Origin of the sequence: Mesotoga sp. UBA5847 (assembly GCF_002432735.1) — a bacterium.
In the GTDB taxonomy this organism is placed as follows: Bacteria; Thermotogota; Thermotogae; order Petrotogales; family Kosmotogaceae; genus Mesotoga.
Genome location: NZ_DJGL01000076.1, coordinates 11,064 through 26,744 on the forward strand (window position 1 = coordinate 11,064; position 15,681 = coordinate 26,744).

The 15,681-nt window shown below is 47.3% G+C and carries 13 protein-coding genes; 2 read left to right on the forward strand and 11 right to left on the reverse strand.

From position 1 onward, the window contains the following. Positions 1-243: 243 nt before the first annotated feature. Positions 244-801 (forward strand): hypothetical protein, encoded by a 558-nt coding sequence (locus B3K91_RS08970; protein ID WP_292594750.1) that lies wholly within the window; start codon positions 244-246, stop codon positions 799-801. 576 nt (positions 802-1,377) lie between these two features. Here the strand turns inward: B3K91_RS08970 and B3K91_RS08975 are convergent. The 8 genes from B3K91_RS08975 to B3K91_RS09010 all read right to left on the reverse strand — a co-directional run bounded on the left by B3K91_RS08975 (position 1,378) and on the right by B3K91_RS09010 (position 10,627). Further along, complete coding sequence (locus B3K91_RS08975) at positions 1,378-2,355, reverse strand: glycoside hydrolase family 130 protein (RefSeq protein ID WP_292594752.1); 978 nt, start codon at positions 2,353-2,355, stop codon at positions 1,378-1,380. A 23-nt stretch (positions 2,356-2,378) separates the two neighbouring features. Then, positions 2,379-3,374 (reverse strand): LacI family DNA-binding transcriptional regulator, encoded by a 996-nt coding sequence (locus B3K91_RS08980; RefSeq protein ID WP_292594755.1) that lies wholly within the window; start codon positions 3,372-3,374, stop codon positions 2,379-2,381. Between the two features lie 15 nt (positions 3,375-3,389). After that, complete coding sequence (bgaS, locus tag B3K91_RS08985) at positions 3,390-4,757, reverse strand: beta-galactosidase BgaS (protein ID WP_292594758.1); 1,368 nt, start codon at positions 4,755-4,757, stop codon at positions 3,390-3,392. A gap of 4 nt (positions 4,758-4,761) precedes the next feature. Then, positions 4,762-5,664, reverse strand: a complete 903-nt coding sequence (locus B3K91_RS08990) for an ABC transporter ATP-binding protein (protein WP_292594760.1) — start codon at positions 5,662-5,664, stop codon at positions 4,762-4,764. Next, a complete protein-coding gene (locus B3K91_RS08995) occupies positions 5,665-6,615 on the reverse strand; it encodes an ABC transporter ATP-binding protein (protein WP_292594762.1) in 951 nt (316 codons plus the stop codon). Positions 6,616-6,617: 2 nt separating this feature from the next. After that, complete coding sequence (locus B3K91_RS09000) at positions 6,618-7,466, reverse strand: ABC transporter permease (RefSeq protein ID WP_292594763.1); 849 nt, start codon at positions 7,464-7,466, stop codon at positions 6,618-6,620. Next, positions 7,463-8,455 carry an ABC transporter permease gene (locus B3K91_RS09005; RefSeq protein WP_292594765.1) on the reverse strand — a complete coding sequence of 331 codons (993 nt, stop codon included), beginning with the start codon at positions 8,453-8,455 and terminating at the stop codon, positions 7,463-7,465. The genes B3K91_RS09000 and B3K91_RS09005 overlap by 4 nt, the downstream gene beginning before the upstream one ends. Positions 8,456-8,950: 495 nt before the next feature. Next, positions 8,951-10,627, reverse strand: a complete 1,677-nt coding sequence (locus tag B3K91_RS09010; RefSeq protein WP_292594766.1) for an ABC transporter substrate-binding protein — start codon at positions 10,625-10,627, stop codon at positions 8,951-8,953. A gap of 221 nt (positions 10,628-10,848) precedes the next feature. On the opposite strand from B3K91_RS09010, the gene B3K91_RS09015 reads away from it, so the two are divergent. Beyond that, positions 10,849-11,070 carry a hypothetical protein gene (locus B3K91_RS09015; RefSeq protein WP_292594768.1) on the forward strand — a complete coding sequence of 74 codons (222 nt, stop codon included), beginning with the start codon at positions 10,849-10,851 and terminating at the stop codon, positions 11,068-11,070. 425 nt (positions 11,071-11,495) lie between these two features. Here the strand turns inward: B3K91_RS09015 and B3K91_RS09020 are convergent, their stop codons facing one another. The 3 genes from B3K91_RS09020 to B3K91_RS09030 all read right to left on the reverse strand — a co-directional run bounded on the left by B3K91_RS09020 (position 11,496) and on the right by B3K91_RS09030 (position 15,183). Then, complete coding sequence (locus tag B3K91_RS09020) at positions 11,496-12,587, reverse strand: Fic family protein (RefSeq protein ID WP_292594770.1); 1,092 nt, start codon at positions 12,585-12,587, stop codon at positions 11,496-11,498. A gap of 273 nt (positions 12,588-12,860) precedes the next feature. After that, entirely contained in the window at positions 12,861-14,204 is a 1,344-nt protein-coding gene (locus tag B3K91_RS09025; RefSeq protein ID WP_292594772.1) for an ATP-binding protein, read from the reverse strand. Positions 14,205-14,565: 361 nt separating this feature from the next. Continuing rightward, positions 14,566-15,183 carry a fibronectin type III gene (locus B3K91_RS09030; RefSeq protein WP_292594774.1) on the reverse strand — a complete coding sequence of 206 codons (618 nt, stop codon included), beginning with the start codon at positions 15,181-15,183 and terminating at the stop codon, positions 14,566-14,568. Positions 15,184-15,681 lie beyond the last annotated feature (498 nt).

Genomic DNA, 15,681 nt, shown 5'->3' on the forward strand with positions numbered 1-15,681 from the left:
GGATTAAGAGCTTTGCTTCGTTGGGAGCATCTGTTCGCTGAAAGGCCCGAAATCCGTCAACGGTCCTCCGTCTTCCGAGACCGCCATTGGAATTTCTGTTTCGTCCTTTTCTGTGTTGAACCCTCCGCACTGATCATAATCCCAATGGAAATCACTATCATTTGAACTCGCTGTAAGAGAGTTATAATCAAGTTATCCAGTATCTTCTGAGAATAACGACGGGGATGTTGAGGTGGAGACACGGTGGATAGGAACAACAAGCAATCTCGAGCAGTAACAAAGAAAAAGAAGGTTCTTGACAAAATCAACGGTCATGATGCTCTTATTATACTGAAAGCCTTGGCCAACGAAGATCGGAGCATTGCAAAACGTATTGAGCAAATCGCATTGGAATACCTGCGCGATATAGATGTCGAGAACGTTGCTTCGCAAGTGTACTATGCGTTGGAAGGAATTGAAGTTGAGGATCTCTGGGAACAATCAGGCAGCATGAGGTATGGGTATGTGGAACCGTCAGATAGAGCGTGGGAAATGTTTGAAGAGGCTTTAGAACCATTCACAAATGAACTGAACAGATATTTCGAACTTTCGCTGGAGAACGAGGCGAAGAAATACTGCATGGGTATTCTGAAAGGAATAGACCAGTTCGGCAAAGAATCGACATCTCAGTTCAAAGACTGGGCCGAAGATGCTCCAGATGAGTTTTTCGAAAGGGTCTTGGATGACTGGAAGAGGGCCTGCAATAATCCTGAGCATATACAGGAAATGGAAGACTTCATCGAACGGGGTCTGGGAAAGTGACGGTTTGGACGAAGACGAACAGAAGCTGGCATTATTGAAGAAAGGCGCACACATATCTTGATCTTTACAACAAGCCAATAATCGACTTTTCATTTGTTGATACGTATCCCAGCCAGGGTCATGTGAGTGCGGGTAGACCACTCTGCAGCTAATGACCGTTATAACGAACAGATTTTGCCATAAGTGTCCGGTATATAGAACATTATTTGGTATTATCGCTTCAGAGATCTTCTAGGGAGGAATGCAAGGATGATCCATTGCCAAAGGATCTTCTCTCCAGTTCTCACTCATGTTCTTAGTCATTTCAGAATCAAGGGATTGATTTATCAGTTTTCATTGGAGACTGCTTAGCTGCAAGGGAGTTTGTTCCCGTTCACTTGGTTTGGCTGAACCGAAGATCCCAGCGGCACAAAGGAATGTGCTGCCTTCATGACCTTCGTAAACATATCAGTCCACAAAAAGAGATAGTCCTATTTGCTTGAGATGGAGAAGATAACTTGCAATCCATGTGTTGATCCTTTCGTAGACTACCTATTGGGAATCGGAACATTTCGACTACCGCATTGGTGACATTAATTACGAGTGCTCTTCTAGGAAGTCATACAGGATCTCTGCAGTCGTGAAGGCAAGAGCGGTAACGGTGTCTGCCGCTCCATAGTATATGGTGATCTTTCCCGTCTCGGGATCCTGGAGACTGGCGCACGGGAAGGTTACATTCGGAACGTCGCCGACGTTTTCGTACGGCATTCTCGGATTGAGAATGTAATGCTTAGACCTCTTGATTACTTTCCAGGGCTTCTCCAGATCGAGAAGGGCAACGCCCGTGCTATATACATAGCCGTTGCACGATGTCCATACACCATGATAGATAAGCAACCAACCTTCCGAGGTCTCTATTGGAATGGGCCCAGCTCCCACTTTAGTTGATTGCCAGCCAACAGTGGGCGACATGACATGTCTGTGGCAGCCCCAGTGAATCATATCGGGGCCCTCGCTGTAGAAGATGTCTCCGAAGGGAGTGTGCCCGTTGTCGCTCGGCCTGCTTAACATTGCGAATTTTCCTTTGATTTTTCTCGGGAAGAGTACCCCATTTCTGTTGAAAGGAAGGAACGCGTTTTCAAGCTGATAAAAACTCTCGAAGTCGTATGTATAGCCGACACCTATGGTCGGTCCATGATAACCGTTACACCAGGTGATGTAGTATCTATCTTCCAGGAAGACGACTCTGGGATCGTATCCATAAACGAAACGGGCGATTTCTGGTTCCTCGGAAATGAATTCGATTCTCTCTCCATCGATGTTCCACGACACCCCGTCCTTGCTTTTTCCCGAGTGAAGCTCCATGGCGAGCTCTTTAGTGTCGACACGAAATACTCCTCTGAATTCATCTCCGTACGCTACTACTGCGCTGTTGAAAATGCTGTTGGCACCTACCACCATTTCGCGTGTGATAAGGGGGTTTCTCGAGTATCTCCATACCGGCTCGCGAAAATCTTCAGGCCTTTCTTCCCAGGGGAGATTATTGAGCTTGTTGCCGACTATTCTGATCGCCAAGGATGTCCTCTCCTTCCTCTCTCCTATATAGCTATTACCGATTCCCTTTCGACAAGGGCCGTGGGCAGAACGATATTCCTGAATACTCTCTTCTGGGTCAGCCTCAATCTCTCTATGAGTAGCTGAGCGGCGGCGCTTCCCATTTCGATTCTGGGTTGCGAGACGGTAGTTAGGGCGGGAATCGTATAAGGAGCGTGAACTGAATCGTCGAACCCTATCACGGATACGTCGTCGGGGACCCGAACACCCTTCTTGTGAAGCTCCTGCATTGCGCCCATTGCCACGTGATCGTTAACGGCAAAGATTGCCGTGAAATCAACGCCGGAATCCTGAAGGTAATCCCGGATGGCTTCCTGGCCATGGTGCGGCTCGAATCCTCCTACCCTTGCAACTTTCAGATCGAAGTCCGTGGATCTTGAAGCGAACTTCCTCAGCCCTTTCAACCTCTCCTTTGAAGCGTGCACACCCTCCTGCCCCGGAAGAAAGAGAACACGTCTGTGCCCTTTTTCGTGAAGGTATTTAGCAACGTTGTATGCGGCAAAGGAGTTATCTATGTTTACGGAGTCGGCCTTGATCTCTCTTATTGGAGAGTCGACGGCGACAACGACTATTCCGCTTTCTATGAACCTGTTAAGCATGTGCTCGTCGCTGTGAAGAGTCGCAACTATGATGCCATCGACCTTTCGCTGGAAGTATTCGTTGAGAATCTCCTGCTCGCGACTGACCATCTCTCGGGCCATGGCGAGCATTACGTCGAACCCGTTCCTGTGAGCATAATCCTCGACTCCCATGAAGATCTCTCCGTAATGGTTTCCCATAGTGTTAGGAAGAAGGACGCCCAGGGTTCTGTAAAGACTCTTCTTTCGAATCGAAGGCATTGGATGATAGTTGAGCCTGTTAATCACCCTCAATACACGCAACTTAGTGTCTTCTGAAACATAGCCGCTTCCGTTCACTACCCTCGAGACGGTCGCTATCGAAACCCCAGCTTCGGCGGCGACATCTTTTATGGTTACCATCTAGACTTTCCCCCCCTATTCAATGAGCAGGCTTTCGTCAAAAAGGTCGTACGGCTCTTTCAACATCTTCTTGAAGCTATTCACTGAGCCCTGTTCAATGATTTCTTTGAAAAGGTAGTAAGAGGGTCTTGGAGTTAGGCTTCCATCTTCAAAGTCTACACTCACCAGTCCGAAGCGCATAGCGAAGCCGGAGGCCCATTCGTAGTTGTCCGCGAGAGACCAGTGCAAGTATCCCTTTACACTGAAGCCCTCCTCAATAAGCTTTTCCACTGCGTGCAGGTGGCTGATGAGATAGTAAGGCCTCAGGCAATCCGCGCCATCTGCGATTCCATTCTCTGTTATAAAGACTGGAATATCGTACCTTCTCATTGTCATCTTCAATATATTGTACAACCCTTCGGGGTAGATCTCCCAGCCGAAGTCGCTCGTCGGTCTGCCCGATCTGGAGAGCGAGTTGGGTTTACAACCCTGTCCAAATTCCGGCAAGACCCTATATCCTCTGTCGCTGTCCTTATCGGGTTGGACGACCATCCGTGAATAGTAATTTATGCCAAGAAAGTCCGTTCTCTCTTTTATGCGGTCGATGAATTCTAATTGAGCTTCCATGGCAGAATCGGCCGCTCTTTTTTCTCCGTCTATCCAGCTGAAAGCGTAGATCAAGCCCACCGGTGAGGCTGATTGGTTCTTGAGTTCTTCGTACGCATTCAGATGGGCGTTGATCAAGTTGGAGCGAGCCACTTCCACCAGGTCTGGCCTGACAATCGACGGAGGGAACCCGGAGGATCTGTTTCTATAACCAAGCATCGCCACGATGTCTGGTTCATTCTCCGTTGACCACATATCGACGATATCTCCAAGTCTCCTTCCGCATAGGCAGGCGTATTTGCGGAATTCTTCGGCCGTTCGGGGATCGACCCAGCCTCCGGCAGTGAAATCGGAGTACCTGTTAACCTTAATCGGTTCGTGGAGCCAAATGGGAAGTGAGAAATGGTTAAGATTAACCATTACCTTCATTCCCAGATTCCTTATGTCTTGAATCATCTCTCTGTAGTGCTCTATCGCTTCAGCGTTGCATATATCATCGATTTCATCTGCGCGTCTCTTGAAAGTTGGTTTAGGGAGAATTCTCGACCACTCCAACCCTATTCGTATTATCTTCATTCCCGAGTGGGCTGCAAGTCTGTGAAACTTCTCGAAGCCTGTCCAGTAATCTGGCCCGCTTTCGGGTAGCGTTCCGCTAACTATCTTATTTTCGATGTTCAATTTATCGTGAGCCCAAACGTACCAGTCCGAGCCAGGGTCGATGCTCTCGGGAGAGTTCCTTCCCATCTCGAACTGAAATCCTGAAAGAGAGACACCGAACAGGAAATCTTCGCCAAACATACCTTCATCTCCTTTTTACGGCCACATAGTGATCCTCTTCAACTTTCACCATTTCTTGTTCCTCATCCATGATGGGGTCGAAACACTTTCGTCCGTCGATTTTCGTTTCGTAATCGCTCTTAAGGTCCTCCCACTTCTGGTAGAGCCTCGGCACTGAGGAGAGGAGCTTACATGTGTAATAATGCTGAGGATTGAAGAAAACCCTGTCAGTTCTTCCCATTTCAACGACATGACCTTTGAACAGTATTACTGTTCTTTCGCTCAAATAGTAGCCAAGAGACAGGTCATGGGTTATGAATAGTATTGAAAGGCCCTTCTTCTTGAGGTCTGCAAGCAGGTTCAACACGTCGACTCTTGTAGAGGCGTCAAGCATGCTGATCAGTTCGTCGGCCACCAGAAAGCTTACGTCCAGCAGCAGGGCTCTGGATATGAGGATTCTCTGCAGTTGACCGCCGCTGAGCTGATGAGGATACTTACCAAGGATCTGATCTGGATCTAGGCCAACCTTTTTCAGAACTGTGTGCACTTTTTCCATCCAGTCACTGTAGTGCAACTTCCCGAAGAAAACCGATCGAAGATTCTCGAAGACTCTGTCCACTTTGAAGATAGGATTATAGGAGCTGAACGGGTCCTGAAAGACGCCCTGTACTTTTCTGTAGTAATCTCTTAGCTCAGAGCCTTTCAACACGCTAATATCACGTCCATCAAGTAGTATTTCTCCTTCAGAGATTGTCAGCAATCTCAAGATCATCTTTCCTATGGTGCTTTTGCCGCTTCCGCTCTCGCCTATTAGAGAGGTGACCTCTCCCTCTTCAATCTTGAAAGACACATTGTTTACGGCCTTGAGACTGCCTGAAGAGAACATTCCCGTCCTGAAGACCTTCGTCAGATTAATGAGCTCAAGCATCTAGCTCACTCCCCAGCAGGCCACCCAGTGTGAAGGTTCTATTTCAGTCATGGGCGGCTCCTCTTCGCACTTTTCAAAGGCCAGCGGGCATCTGTCCTTGAACCTGCAGCCTCTCGGAGGCGACAGTAGTTGAGGGGGTTTTCCTGGGATTCCTTTCAGTCTTCTATCTGTGCAGTGCACTCCAACCTCCGGCAGAGACAAGATAAGCATCTTCGTGTAAGGATGGGCAGGCTTTTGAATTATCACTTCTGTAGCGGCCCGCTCTACAAGCTTGCCCGCGTACATTATCAGTATCGAATCTGCTATCTGGTAGAGGATCGAGATGTCGTGGGTAACGAAGATGACACTTTTGACAAAGCCCTTATCCCTGAACTCTACGATCATCTCGGCTACTGCGCGCTGAGTCGAGACATCCAGGGCCGATGTGATCTCGTCTGCTATTAGCAAAGAGGGATCTAAAAGCGTCGAGATAACCATTACAGCCCTCTGCTTCATTCCTCCCGACAGTTCTACGGGGTACATGTCTAGGACCGATCTATCGAGACCCACGAGATCCAGCCTCCTGTTAAGTTCGGGAAGGGCCTTTTCGTATCCCACGCCGTGACAGGCGAGAAGATCCGCAATGAGTTTCTTTAGCTTGACGGTAGGATTCAAAGCATTCATGGCGTACTGGGGTATTATGGAGATTCTTTTGTATCTGAAATCCTTCATCTTCCTGCTATCACCTATAGGAAGCTGACTTCCGTCAAGAGAGACACTGCCCTCGACGAGTTTCATCGGGAGACGAAGCATTATGAGGGAGTTGCTGAGAGTCGATTTTCCGCAGCCCGATTCTCCGGCAATTCCGGCAATCTCCCCGTCGCGAAGATCGAAGCTTACTCCGTCCAGGGCCTTGATATCTCCTTTAAGAGTCTGGTAATAAACTCTAAGGCCATCTACGCTTAGAGACATTATCACAGCTCCCTCAATTTAGGATTGAAAACTTCATCCAGTCCAGTATTCATGAAATAAAGCGCGCCGACGATAGCCGTGATAGCTACTCCGGGAGGTATCAGCCACCACCACATCCCAAGCTGAATTGCGCTCCACAAAACCGCATTCTGCATCATAAGTCCGAGCGAGATTCCCTGAGTCGGGCCAAGTCCTATGAAGTCAAGCGTAACCGCCGCGAGAATCGCTCCTCCGAATTGGAGTATGAATGTCATGAAGAGATAGGACATCATGTTCGGAGCGATTTCTCCAAAGATTATTTTCAGTGGTCTCATGCCAGTGATTCTGGCGAGGTCGACGAAGTCCCTCGTTCTCAAAGTAAACGTCTGGGCCCTTATCGCTCTTGCCGCCCACGGCCAGGAGGTAAGACCTATAAATATGCTCTGTACAAGTATTCCTCTATATGGTAGGTAGGCCGCAACAATAAGAAGAAGGGCCAACGTCGGTATGACAGTAACGATATTGGTCAACATGTTGAGCAGTTCGTCGACCATGCCTCCTCGATAGCCGGCTATGAAGCCAATGAGGATCCCCAGAAATGTCGCGAGACCTCCGGCAACCAATCCGACCAAAAAAGTTGACCTCAGTCCATAAACCGTCTGCGAAAAAACATCTTGCCCGAAGGTTGTAGTTCCTAACCAGAACTCTTTTGAAGGCGGGTGGTAGCCCGGCCCGGCATAATCGAGCGGTCCGTGTTTCGCGAAGAGAGGTCCGAAGATCGCCAGCAAAATGAAGAATGAGAGTATGCAAAAACCGACCTTCAGACGCCCGTTTCTAAGGGCGAAATAAAGAAATTCATTCTTAGTCTTCATACAGTCTCTCCCCCTGCCGTGTGTCTGATTCTAGGATCAATCATTATATATGCGATATCCAGAATGATGTTGGCCAACAACACACCGACGATTATGAACAGAAAACAACCCTGTATGAGGAAGTAATCCTGATTCATAATCGCTTCCTTTAGAAGATGGCCGATACCGGGGTATGAAAAGACGACTTCGGTGGCAAGCGCTCCGGCAACTATTACACCGAGCTGGAGAGCAAGTCCCGTAATCTGAGGAAGGACCGCGTTCTTGTAGGCATACCGTCTGACGAGAGTGCTAGAAGCACCCAGAGACTCCAGGTACCTTGAATACTCGGCCTCTAGTTCATAGATGATCATGTTACGCATTCCGATGGCCCAGCCTCCAAACTGCACAAGAAAGAGAGAGCTAAATGGAAGTATCCAATGCTTCAGGAAGTCCCAGATGAAGGCCCAGTTCCAGCCTGGCACCATTGAAAAACTGTAGGCACCTGCTATTGGAAGAACGTCAAGCGCGACCCCAAAGAACCAGGCGAGAAGTATACCCAGCCACATGTACGGCGTAGCCGTTAGCACGTACCAGATGGGCAAGACTATGCCGTCAAGTTTCTTTTTCCTGGCGGCAAATGCACCGAACTTGTTGCCCAAAAAATAACTGAGCATAATTGCGGGAATCAACAGGGCAAGGTCAAAGGGTAGGGCCCTGGTTATCACCCTGGTTACCGGAGCCCCTGTAACATACAAGCTGACTCCAAGATCGCCTCTGAAAAGGCCTGCCCAAAAAGCGACATATTGACGAAGTGGTGATTTGTCCAGCCCATAGATCTCGTTAAGGTAGCCGGCGATTACCTCGGTTGTATCCGACCTGGTGGAAAACCTAGACAGCAGATTCGTAATTGGATTGCCGGGCATAAATCGCGGTATCATCCAGTCTATCGTAACCGCAAATACAAATGTCAGCAGGTAGATTATTATCTTTCTTCTGAAATAGGCTCCCACGGTCTGAGTCTCCTTCCTTTAACCCTACTCACAAGATGGAGAGCTTCATCTTCTTGACCCACCAAAACAAATTCTCGGTCAAAGCTGCGATACCAAATCCCATTCCGAACACCCAATCTGAATCGTGCGACTCTCTAGACTTCGGCGAGCCAGAAAAAGGGGATTGGACAGGGACTTGTGTTTCTTCAAAGGCTGAAGGGAGTTGCTCCAGTCATGTTGAGAAACTGCGCCTAGGAAGACTTAGTTGCAATCCTCATTCACAGGCAGTCCGGCATCTGGATCAGTCCAATCCTATCGTTATCTTTATTGCCCTTAAGAGTACAGATGGTCTTCTTACCAAAAAAAACCAATTTTGCTTCCTTGCCCAGCGAAAAACAACACCGGGAGCCCGAGCCATACAGGTTGAGTCTCGCATGAGCGAAATCGTCGAAATCCGAGTCTGCCAAAGGCCCCCACAGACAACACTACGTCCGCGGGGGCAGAGATATTAGTTCGTTACTTTGCCTCCAGAGCTGTCAGCATGAATATACCACCAAGTTGCCATTTTCCGTTCCAGGTGCAGGGATAATAATGAGGGCCGTGTTCACTCGGCCAGTTGGTCCATACATCGGTACTCGCTTGGAACCACATTCCGTTGAACCAGAGAGGAACGTAGGGAATCTCTTTCAAGAACAACTCTTCCAGTTCCGACATAATCTTCTGACCCGTCTCATAATCATCGACAGGCGTTCTGTCGAAGGCTTGCATTAACTCGAAGGCCTTTGGATTGTTGTATTTGCCGTAGTTGCCTTGAGTCTGCTGCTCTCTGATATCCCAGAACAACCAGTAGTAGTAACTCCATACAGTATTGGACAGATTGCTGTTGAAATTGTTGATAGCCATGTCAAATCTGCCGCCGTATAGTTCGTCCTGATATCTGGAGTAGTCGGGGAATTCAGCCTTAGCGTTGATCCCCACGGCTTTCAGGTTGTTGGCGATTATTTTTATTGACTCCATCCAGTCGGTCCAGCCGAAAGGAACGATTATGGAGAGTTCTATCTTGGAACCATCTGGTGCCTCAACAAACCCGTCCCCATTTATATCCTTGTAACCTGCATCGGCCAGGACCTTCTTGGAGACCGACGGATCGTATTTGAAACTGTACTGCTCGACTACCTGTTCATCGTAATACTTCATCCAGGCATCGATAGGAAGGAAGCCAAGCGGGTTAGACTTGATAACCTGGTTTTCGAAAACCCTTGTAACTATGTCGTCGGCGTTTATGGCCCAGGCAACGGCCTTCCTGAAGTTTACATCATCCATCGGCTTTCTGCTGTTGTTGAGAAAGAGAACTGCCGTGTTATCTGAAAGCATGTAAGGCGCGCCATCGAAATATGTGTGGATTCCGTAAGCAGCTTTTACGGCGGGGACTCCTGGAAGGAAGAAGTTGCTGATGTCCAGCTCTCCTTTGAAAATCATACCCAGAGCCACGTTGTTGCCGGAAACGGTGAGGTAGACTATTCTCTTGGGGGTCGGCTTGATTCCCAGCTGCTCGATACCCCACCATTTGTCGTTTCTCAGGTAGATCATTCTGTCCAGACCGTAACCTTCAGCCAGGTAACAACCCGTTCCTATCGGTCCCTCGTTCGCTCCTGTAAGAATTTCGGCTTCCGTTTTGTTTTTCCATATGTGTTCAGGAACCATAGGCAGCTGATAGAGCTGGAAGGACCACTGCTGATAGAGTGGTTCAGTGAAATAGACACGCACGGTCAGTCTGTCAACCATCTCCACTTCTTTTATCCAGTTCCACATTGAGCTGTAATGGACTCCGGGATACTTTTTGGCGATATCGAATGTGAATTTGACGTCTTCGGCATCGAACTTTTCTCCATCGGTCCAGTATACTTCGTCTCGAAGCTTCAGCTCGTAGGTCTTTCCGTCTATCCATCCTCCATCCACTGCAAGCCAGGGAATCATCTCGTTGCTTAGAGGATCGAACATAAACAGGTACTCATAGATGAGACCGTTGGTTCCGGTCATGATCGCCCAGGGGGTGAATGGATTCCAGTTGTTCGGCGGACTCCACAACCCTCCACCGGCGTAGAGAGTTTCCTTCCGATCGTAAACTTGACCAATAGCGAGGCTACAAACGAGTATGATGGCCAGAAGTAGTAGAATGAACCTCTTTTTCATATACCCAACCTCCTTTTCTAACCCTTACGGGCTCCAACAACATGATATTACTGAAAACATTTACATATTAAAGCGATCTTGGGCTGATATTTCTCAGAAATCCGTAATTATCACCGAACAGGGCACACTGTTTTCTTTATTCACAAATAATTAACGCTATTTCAAGGCAAACCGCCTGGCCTTCCGTATGCCAGATTGTAATTGATATTAAAGGAGGTAGTATGAGTGTTCTTCACTCGCCACAGGGCAACAACATGAAATTGCTTTTGCATTTCTCTTCATCAACTACTCTTGGAAGGATCCGCATGATATCTGTGATTGTGAAAATGGTTTTCATTTTCATAAATGAGGTCGTTAAGGCTCCAAAGACTTTGGAGAGGACGGCTCTTCTCCATGATGGAATTCCTCACTTTGCGATCTTTCGGAACAGCTTGGTATGCTAGAAATCCCGCAAAATTCCGACTATGAATGAACATGTGAGTCTGGCGCGTTAAAGAAAGTAGATAGGCATAGCAGATGCCTCAGTATAGTTGGTACGTTCAAAATGAAGACCATAGCACTTCATGATCAAATCGTGAGTCATCTCTGACTTTTTCAGAAGAGTTGTTTTGTATTTAACACGCAAATGACAATCCCGGTTTTATCCGACTGAACATAGTGCTAGAGCGTATTGAAAGCAATTAGAGTCATTAGTGAAGCGACTTGATGTCATAACCTTTCTGAAAATGAAAGGATTGGGAACGATGGGGAAGAGCAGCTGCTTCACGTTGGCTCTTCCTATGCCCAATGTTTCATATTCGGAATTCGCCCTTCTTCCCCAATAACTCTCAGCGTTGAAGAACAGCGTTGGCACATTCCAAGAACAATCTCAAGATTCATTTCCGATTAACTGCCGATATATTTCCGATAATCCATATCTTCGATTCTTGTTCGAGGGATCGAGTACTTCGAGAAAGCCTTCTTGGACCCACTTGTTTACTATGTTTCTCACCATTCTCTCTGAAAGCCCCAGGTTGTTTGCCAGCTCTCTTACAGTCAAGAAATCTCTTGAAGCGAACATAGAGAGGACATTCTTCTGGCGATGGTCAAGTCTTCTCAAGAGCACTGGATCTTGAGGATTTTCTCCTTGGGTTAGAACTTCCTTTTTGGCTGCTTCGAAAACCTTTGCGAGCAATTCCACGAAGTATCCAACCCAGCCGGTGAGATCGGCCTTCTCTCTTTCCTCATAATAGTTGTGGTGGGGATTAGTGACTAGAGAGTTGTAATAGAGCTGAAGGTCGCTAGCGTGGTACTCCTCTAGAGAATAGATTCCGTTCAGTCCATAGCCTCCCCTTTGAAGAATGAAGGTGGACAAGAGCCTTGCGGTTCTTCCATTCCCGTCGTAAAAGGGATGAATAGTAACGAATTGGTAGTGAACGAGCGCAGCGATCAGCGGCACTGGGGTCTTATTCCGGGCCTCGTGCTCCCAGTTAACAAGTCCCCCCATCAGTTCCGGAACATCCTTTGCTTCCGGAGGAAGGTAGATGATCGCATTAGTCAGGGAGTCTCTTATTACGTTTTGTTCGCTTCGATACTCAGAGAGCTTTGCTCTGAGACCCTTCTCGACAATCGAGCGAGTTTTCTTTATAACATATTCATCGAACGGTCTGAGTTCTTGAGCCCACTCTTCGATTTTTGGGAGGGCATCCCAATAGTTCTTCACTTCTCTTGCATCCCTAGCTTTTTCTTGTATAACCCGTTGATTATTTACAACATCGCGCGCTTCCTGGAGAGTCAGGCGATTGCCTTCTATCTGTGTTGAAAAGTGGGTTGATCGGATCCTTGCGCTTTCTCTAATTCTCGAAAGAGAGCTTAAAGGAATCTGAGCGTTCTCCACTTGAACCCTTATCTTTTCTATGGTCATGAGATCTGAGGCTATCTTATCGGTAATTGAGTACCGGGGGTCCCACTTCACTTTCACCAATATCGCTCCTCTCACCACACTTCAATTATACTGGATTTCCGATAAACTGCCGATAAAGGAGTCGCTGAACGCTGCAAAATCCGCTCATCGCTTGAGAGAACATGCTGAACGCTTCGAAGAGCCGTCCTTAGTTATTGGTCCCGGATCATAAACCAGTCCGTGGATATCATGGAGAGCGCTTGAGAGGACAGAAGGCATCCAAATGAATCTGTCTGAAAACCCAGCAGATCGATGAGTTCAGTTGAAGCCCTTTAGGTTTACGAAAACCTGTCAGAAATAGTGTAGATTATTGCTTGGGAGGAAATCCTCAATAAGAAGCCATTTCCAGAGAGGGATCAGCTCAATGGTCTTGTCGTGAATCTTCAGCGTGTCTTCAATGTCGCTGTTTAGAAGTATCCTGCGGGATCTCTCGCCCTCGAATTCGAGTAATCCCCGAAGTTCACGTTCTCTCAAATCGAGATCATCCAGATTCGACATTGTGACATTGATGACCAGATCGTCAGTTCTTCCAGAAGCGACGAAATCAACTTCGGTTTTGTCAGTCTTCCAGAAAGTCACTTTAGAGCCCCGCCTCAAGAGCTCTAGAAAGACAATGTTCTCTCCATCTCTTCCAAAATCCTCAGTGAGCGGCTTGACAACGGCTTTTCTCAAACCAGTGTCGACGGAATATACTTTTCTTGGGTTGATTAGGGCTTTCTTGACGGAATTCGTGTGAAGCTCTACTTCAAACAATATGTATGCTTCCGATAGGTGCGACATGTTCTCTGAAATTGTGCTGGTTGAAGTCTTTCCCGAGGTCTGTTCGAGAGCCTTCTGTATTTTTCTGTAGCTCAAGAGATTTCCGCTATTCTTCAGAGCATAGAGTGCGATTCTCTTTGTAAGCAGAACGTCTCTGATATTCCAACGCTCTACGATGTCCCTGTATATGATGTCGTCGAAATATGCCTCGAGAATCTTTGTCCCGTTTTCTTCCGGGAAGTTCAAGAGAATCTCAGGAAAGCCTCCAGAATCCAAATAACTGAACAGCAGATTCTTGATGAGATCGCTTTTGAGTTCAATTGAAAGCGAGGAGACTTCAATTCCCTTCGATCGCACAAAGTCCGCGAATGAAAAGGGCAACAGAGTCAGATCTATGTGTCTTCCTGTCAACAGCGTTCCAAGCTCCTTGGAAGAAAGCTTTGAAGATGAGCCGGTAACAATGAATTTGACCTCCCCGGACTCCCTGTAAGTCTCTATCCATTGCTCCCAGCCTCGTATATGCTGGATCTCATCGACAAACATGTAAGTCTTTCCAACGGGATTGACTCTCTGCCTGTAAAGCCTGTAGAGTTTTTCAAGAAGGACAGGTGTTTTCTCTTCCATTAAGAGAGAGACATCTTCAAGGTTCAAGAACAGAAAGGAGAGTTTATCAACAGATTCTAGGAGCTTTCTGTACACAAGCTTAAGAAGAGATGATTTGCCGGATCTTCGAGGCCCTTTTACGATCTGCACGAAATTGCTGTCAAGAAATTCTTCAATCTCACCGACCTCTCTTCTGTAAACAAGGTCCGGAAGGGATCGATCTTCCCAGTAATTCCATCTTGCAAGGACGGAAAACATCTGTTGATCTGTCATATTAACCACCTGTCAATTAATGACCTTTATAACAAACACATTTTAGCATAAGTGACCAGTATATAGAACACTATTTCACTTTATTTCTGAAGAGATCTTATAATAAGAGACTTAAGGCCCCTTCGAAAGCCCAGATCCCGAAACAAGTTTGGGATGACAGGGTAAGCAGTTACGAAGGGTCGGTATGGAAATTATATAGTGAGAGTCTCACAGGAATGATGCATAGAGGAATTTCCAAAAAGCCATTGTTTGTTGACGCAGTGAGAGCTACGGGAAAGCCACTAATGAATAACGATGTTTGATGATTTTCGGAAATCCCGGCAAACTCCGGAGTTTCCACACAACATTCTGCTAGATAGAATTACTTCTTTGTTGTAAAACTCCATATTGGACCAATCACCGGCAGCGAGCCCTCGTTCTTCGCAGCTATCTTCCAGTAATATTTCGCATTGGGAAGGAGACCGCTCTTGTTATAGGTATTGGTAGTTCGATTCGATATGAAAAGGGAAGGATTGTGAGATGTGGAAAGGTATAGATCGTACAATACCGCATCCCCGTCGGGATCTCCGCCTTCCCAAGACAAGAGAACTTCAAGATCAGTGTCCTTCGTGCCATTTGCCGGGGAAGGGTTCGAGGGAACGTTGGGGAATGACTTGACCGCTACTGTGAATGTCTTGTCAGATGATGCTTCCTTCTCGTCTTCTGCTCTTATAGTGACTGCAACATCGCCGAGTGGTCCGCTGACTGTCCATTCATAAAGGCTGCCTGAAACGGTTCCCGGTCCTCCAATGAGACTATATGAAAGAAAATAGCCGTCCAGATCTGAACAATATTCGGCAAGGTTGATCTGAATAAGCTCTCCAATATTCTCGACAATTGCTTCTATGACTCCCCATTCAGGCTTGCTATTCTTTATTGGACAGGCCGTAAGGAATAATACAGTAAGCACAAGAACCACCGTCAGGTGAAAACTCTTCATCTCATTATCTTCCACAATCCGAATTAGGAGATGAGATTGCTGCTTTTTCTGAAAAGTGAGTGGTTCCCTAACAACATCTCCTTATAGATTTTGAACAGCATCGGACGATTCAGGTGCTTCTGGGCAGAGTGACCTTTCTGACTCTTCGGGGAAAGAGTTAAGATACGCGTGTTTCTACGATAAGACCACCCGAGAAAGCGTATTATGGAGAGTCTGCTGCGCTAACGAGAGACGAGAAATGGAGAAGCCAGTCTGCTGGCGCAGGCCAGTCGCACTTCGTGCGGCCAGTCTCGCCTTCGGCGAGGCCAGTTCCGCTTCGCGGGCTAAGAGCCGCAGTACGCCTAAAAACGAAGACCTTCTGTTTGGGGTCATCCCGTGATGTTTCTGCACGGAATCTAGCATCTAAGTACCGCTGAACGCTGTAAAGAAGCGGTTTTCAGTTGACCGTCCAAGAACTGGGTTCGTACTTCGAAGAGCAGTTCCAAGTTGCAGTGTGCC

Bases quoted from the DNA above. Each gene is read 5' to 3' on its own strand.
- B3K91_RS08980 (WP_292594755.1), bottom strand. From the start codon at position 3,374: ATGGTAACCATAAAAGATGTCGCCGCCGAAGCTGGGGTTTCGATAGCG.
- B3K91_RS09000 (WP_292594763.1), bottom strand. From the start codon at position 7,466: ATGAAGACTAAGAATGAATTTCTTTATTTCGCCCTTAGAAACGGGCGT.
- B3K91_RS08995 (WP_292594762.1), bottom strand. From the start codon at position 6,615: ATGTCTCTAAGCGTAGATGGCCTTAGAGTTTATTACCAGACTCTTAAA.
- B3K91_RS08990 (WP_292594760.1), bottom strand. From the start codon at position 5,664: ATGCTTGAGCTCATTAATCTGACGAAGGTCTTCAGGACGGGAATGTTC.
- bgaS (WP_292594758.1), bottom strand. From the start codon at position 4,757: ATGTTTGGCGAAGATTTCCTGTTCGGTGTCTCTCTTTCAGGATTTCAG.
- B3K91_RS09015 (WP_292594768.1), top strand. From the start codon at position 10,849: ATGAGTGTTCTTCACTCGCCACAGGGCAACAACATGAAATTGCTTTTG.
- B3K91_RS09025 (WP_292594772.1), bottom strand. From the start codon at position 14,204: ATGACAGATCAACAGATGTTTTCCGTCCTTGCAAGATGGAATTACTGG.
- B3K91_RS09010 (WP_292594766.1), bottom strand. From the start codon at position 10,627: ATGAAAAAGAGGTTCATTCTACTACTTCTGGCCATCATACTCGTTTGT.
- B3K91_RS09030 (WP_292594774.1), bottom strand. From the start codon at position 15,183: ATGAAGAGTTTTCACCTGACGGTGGTTCTTGTGCTTACTGTATTATTC.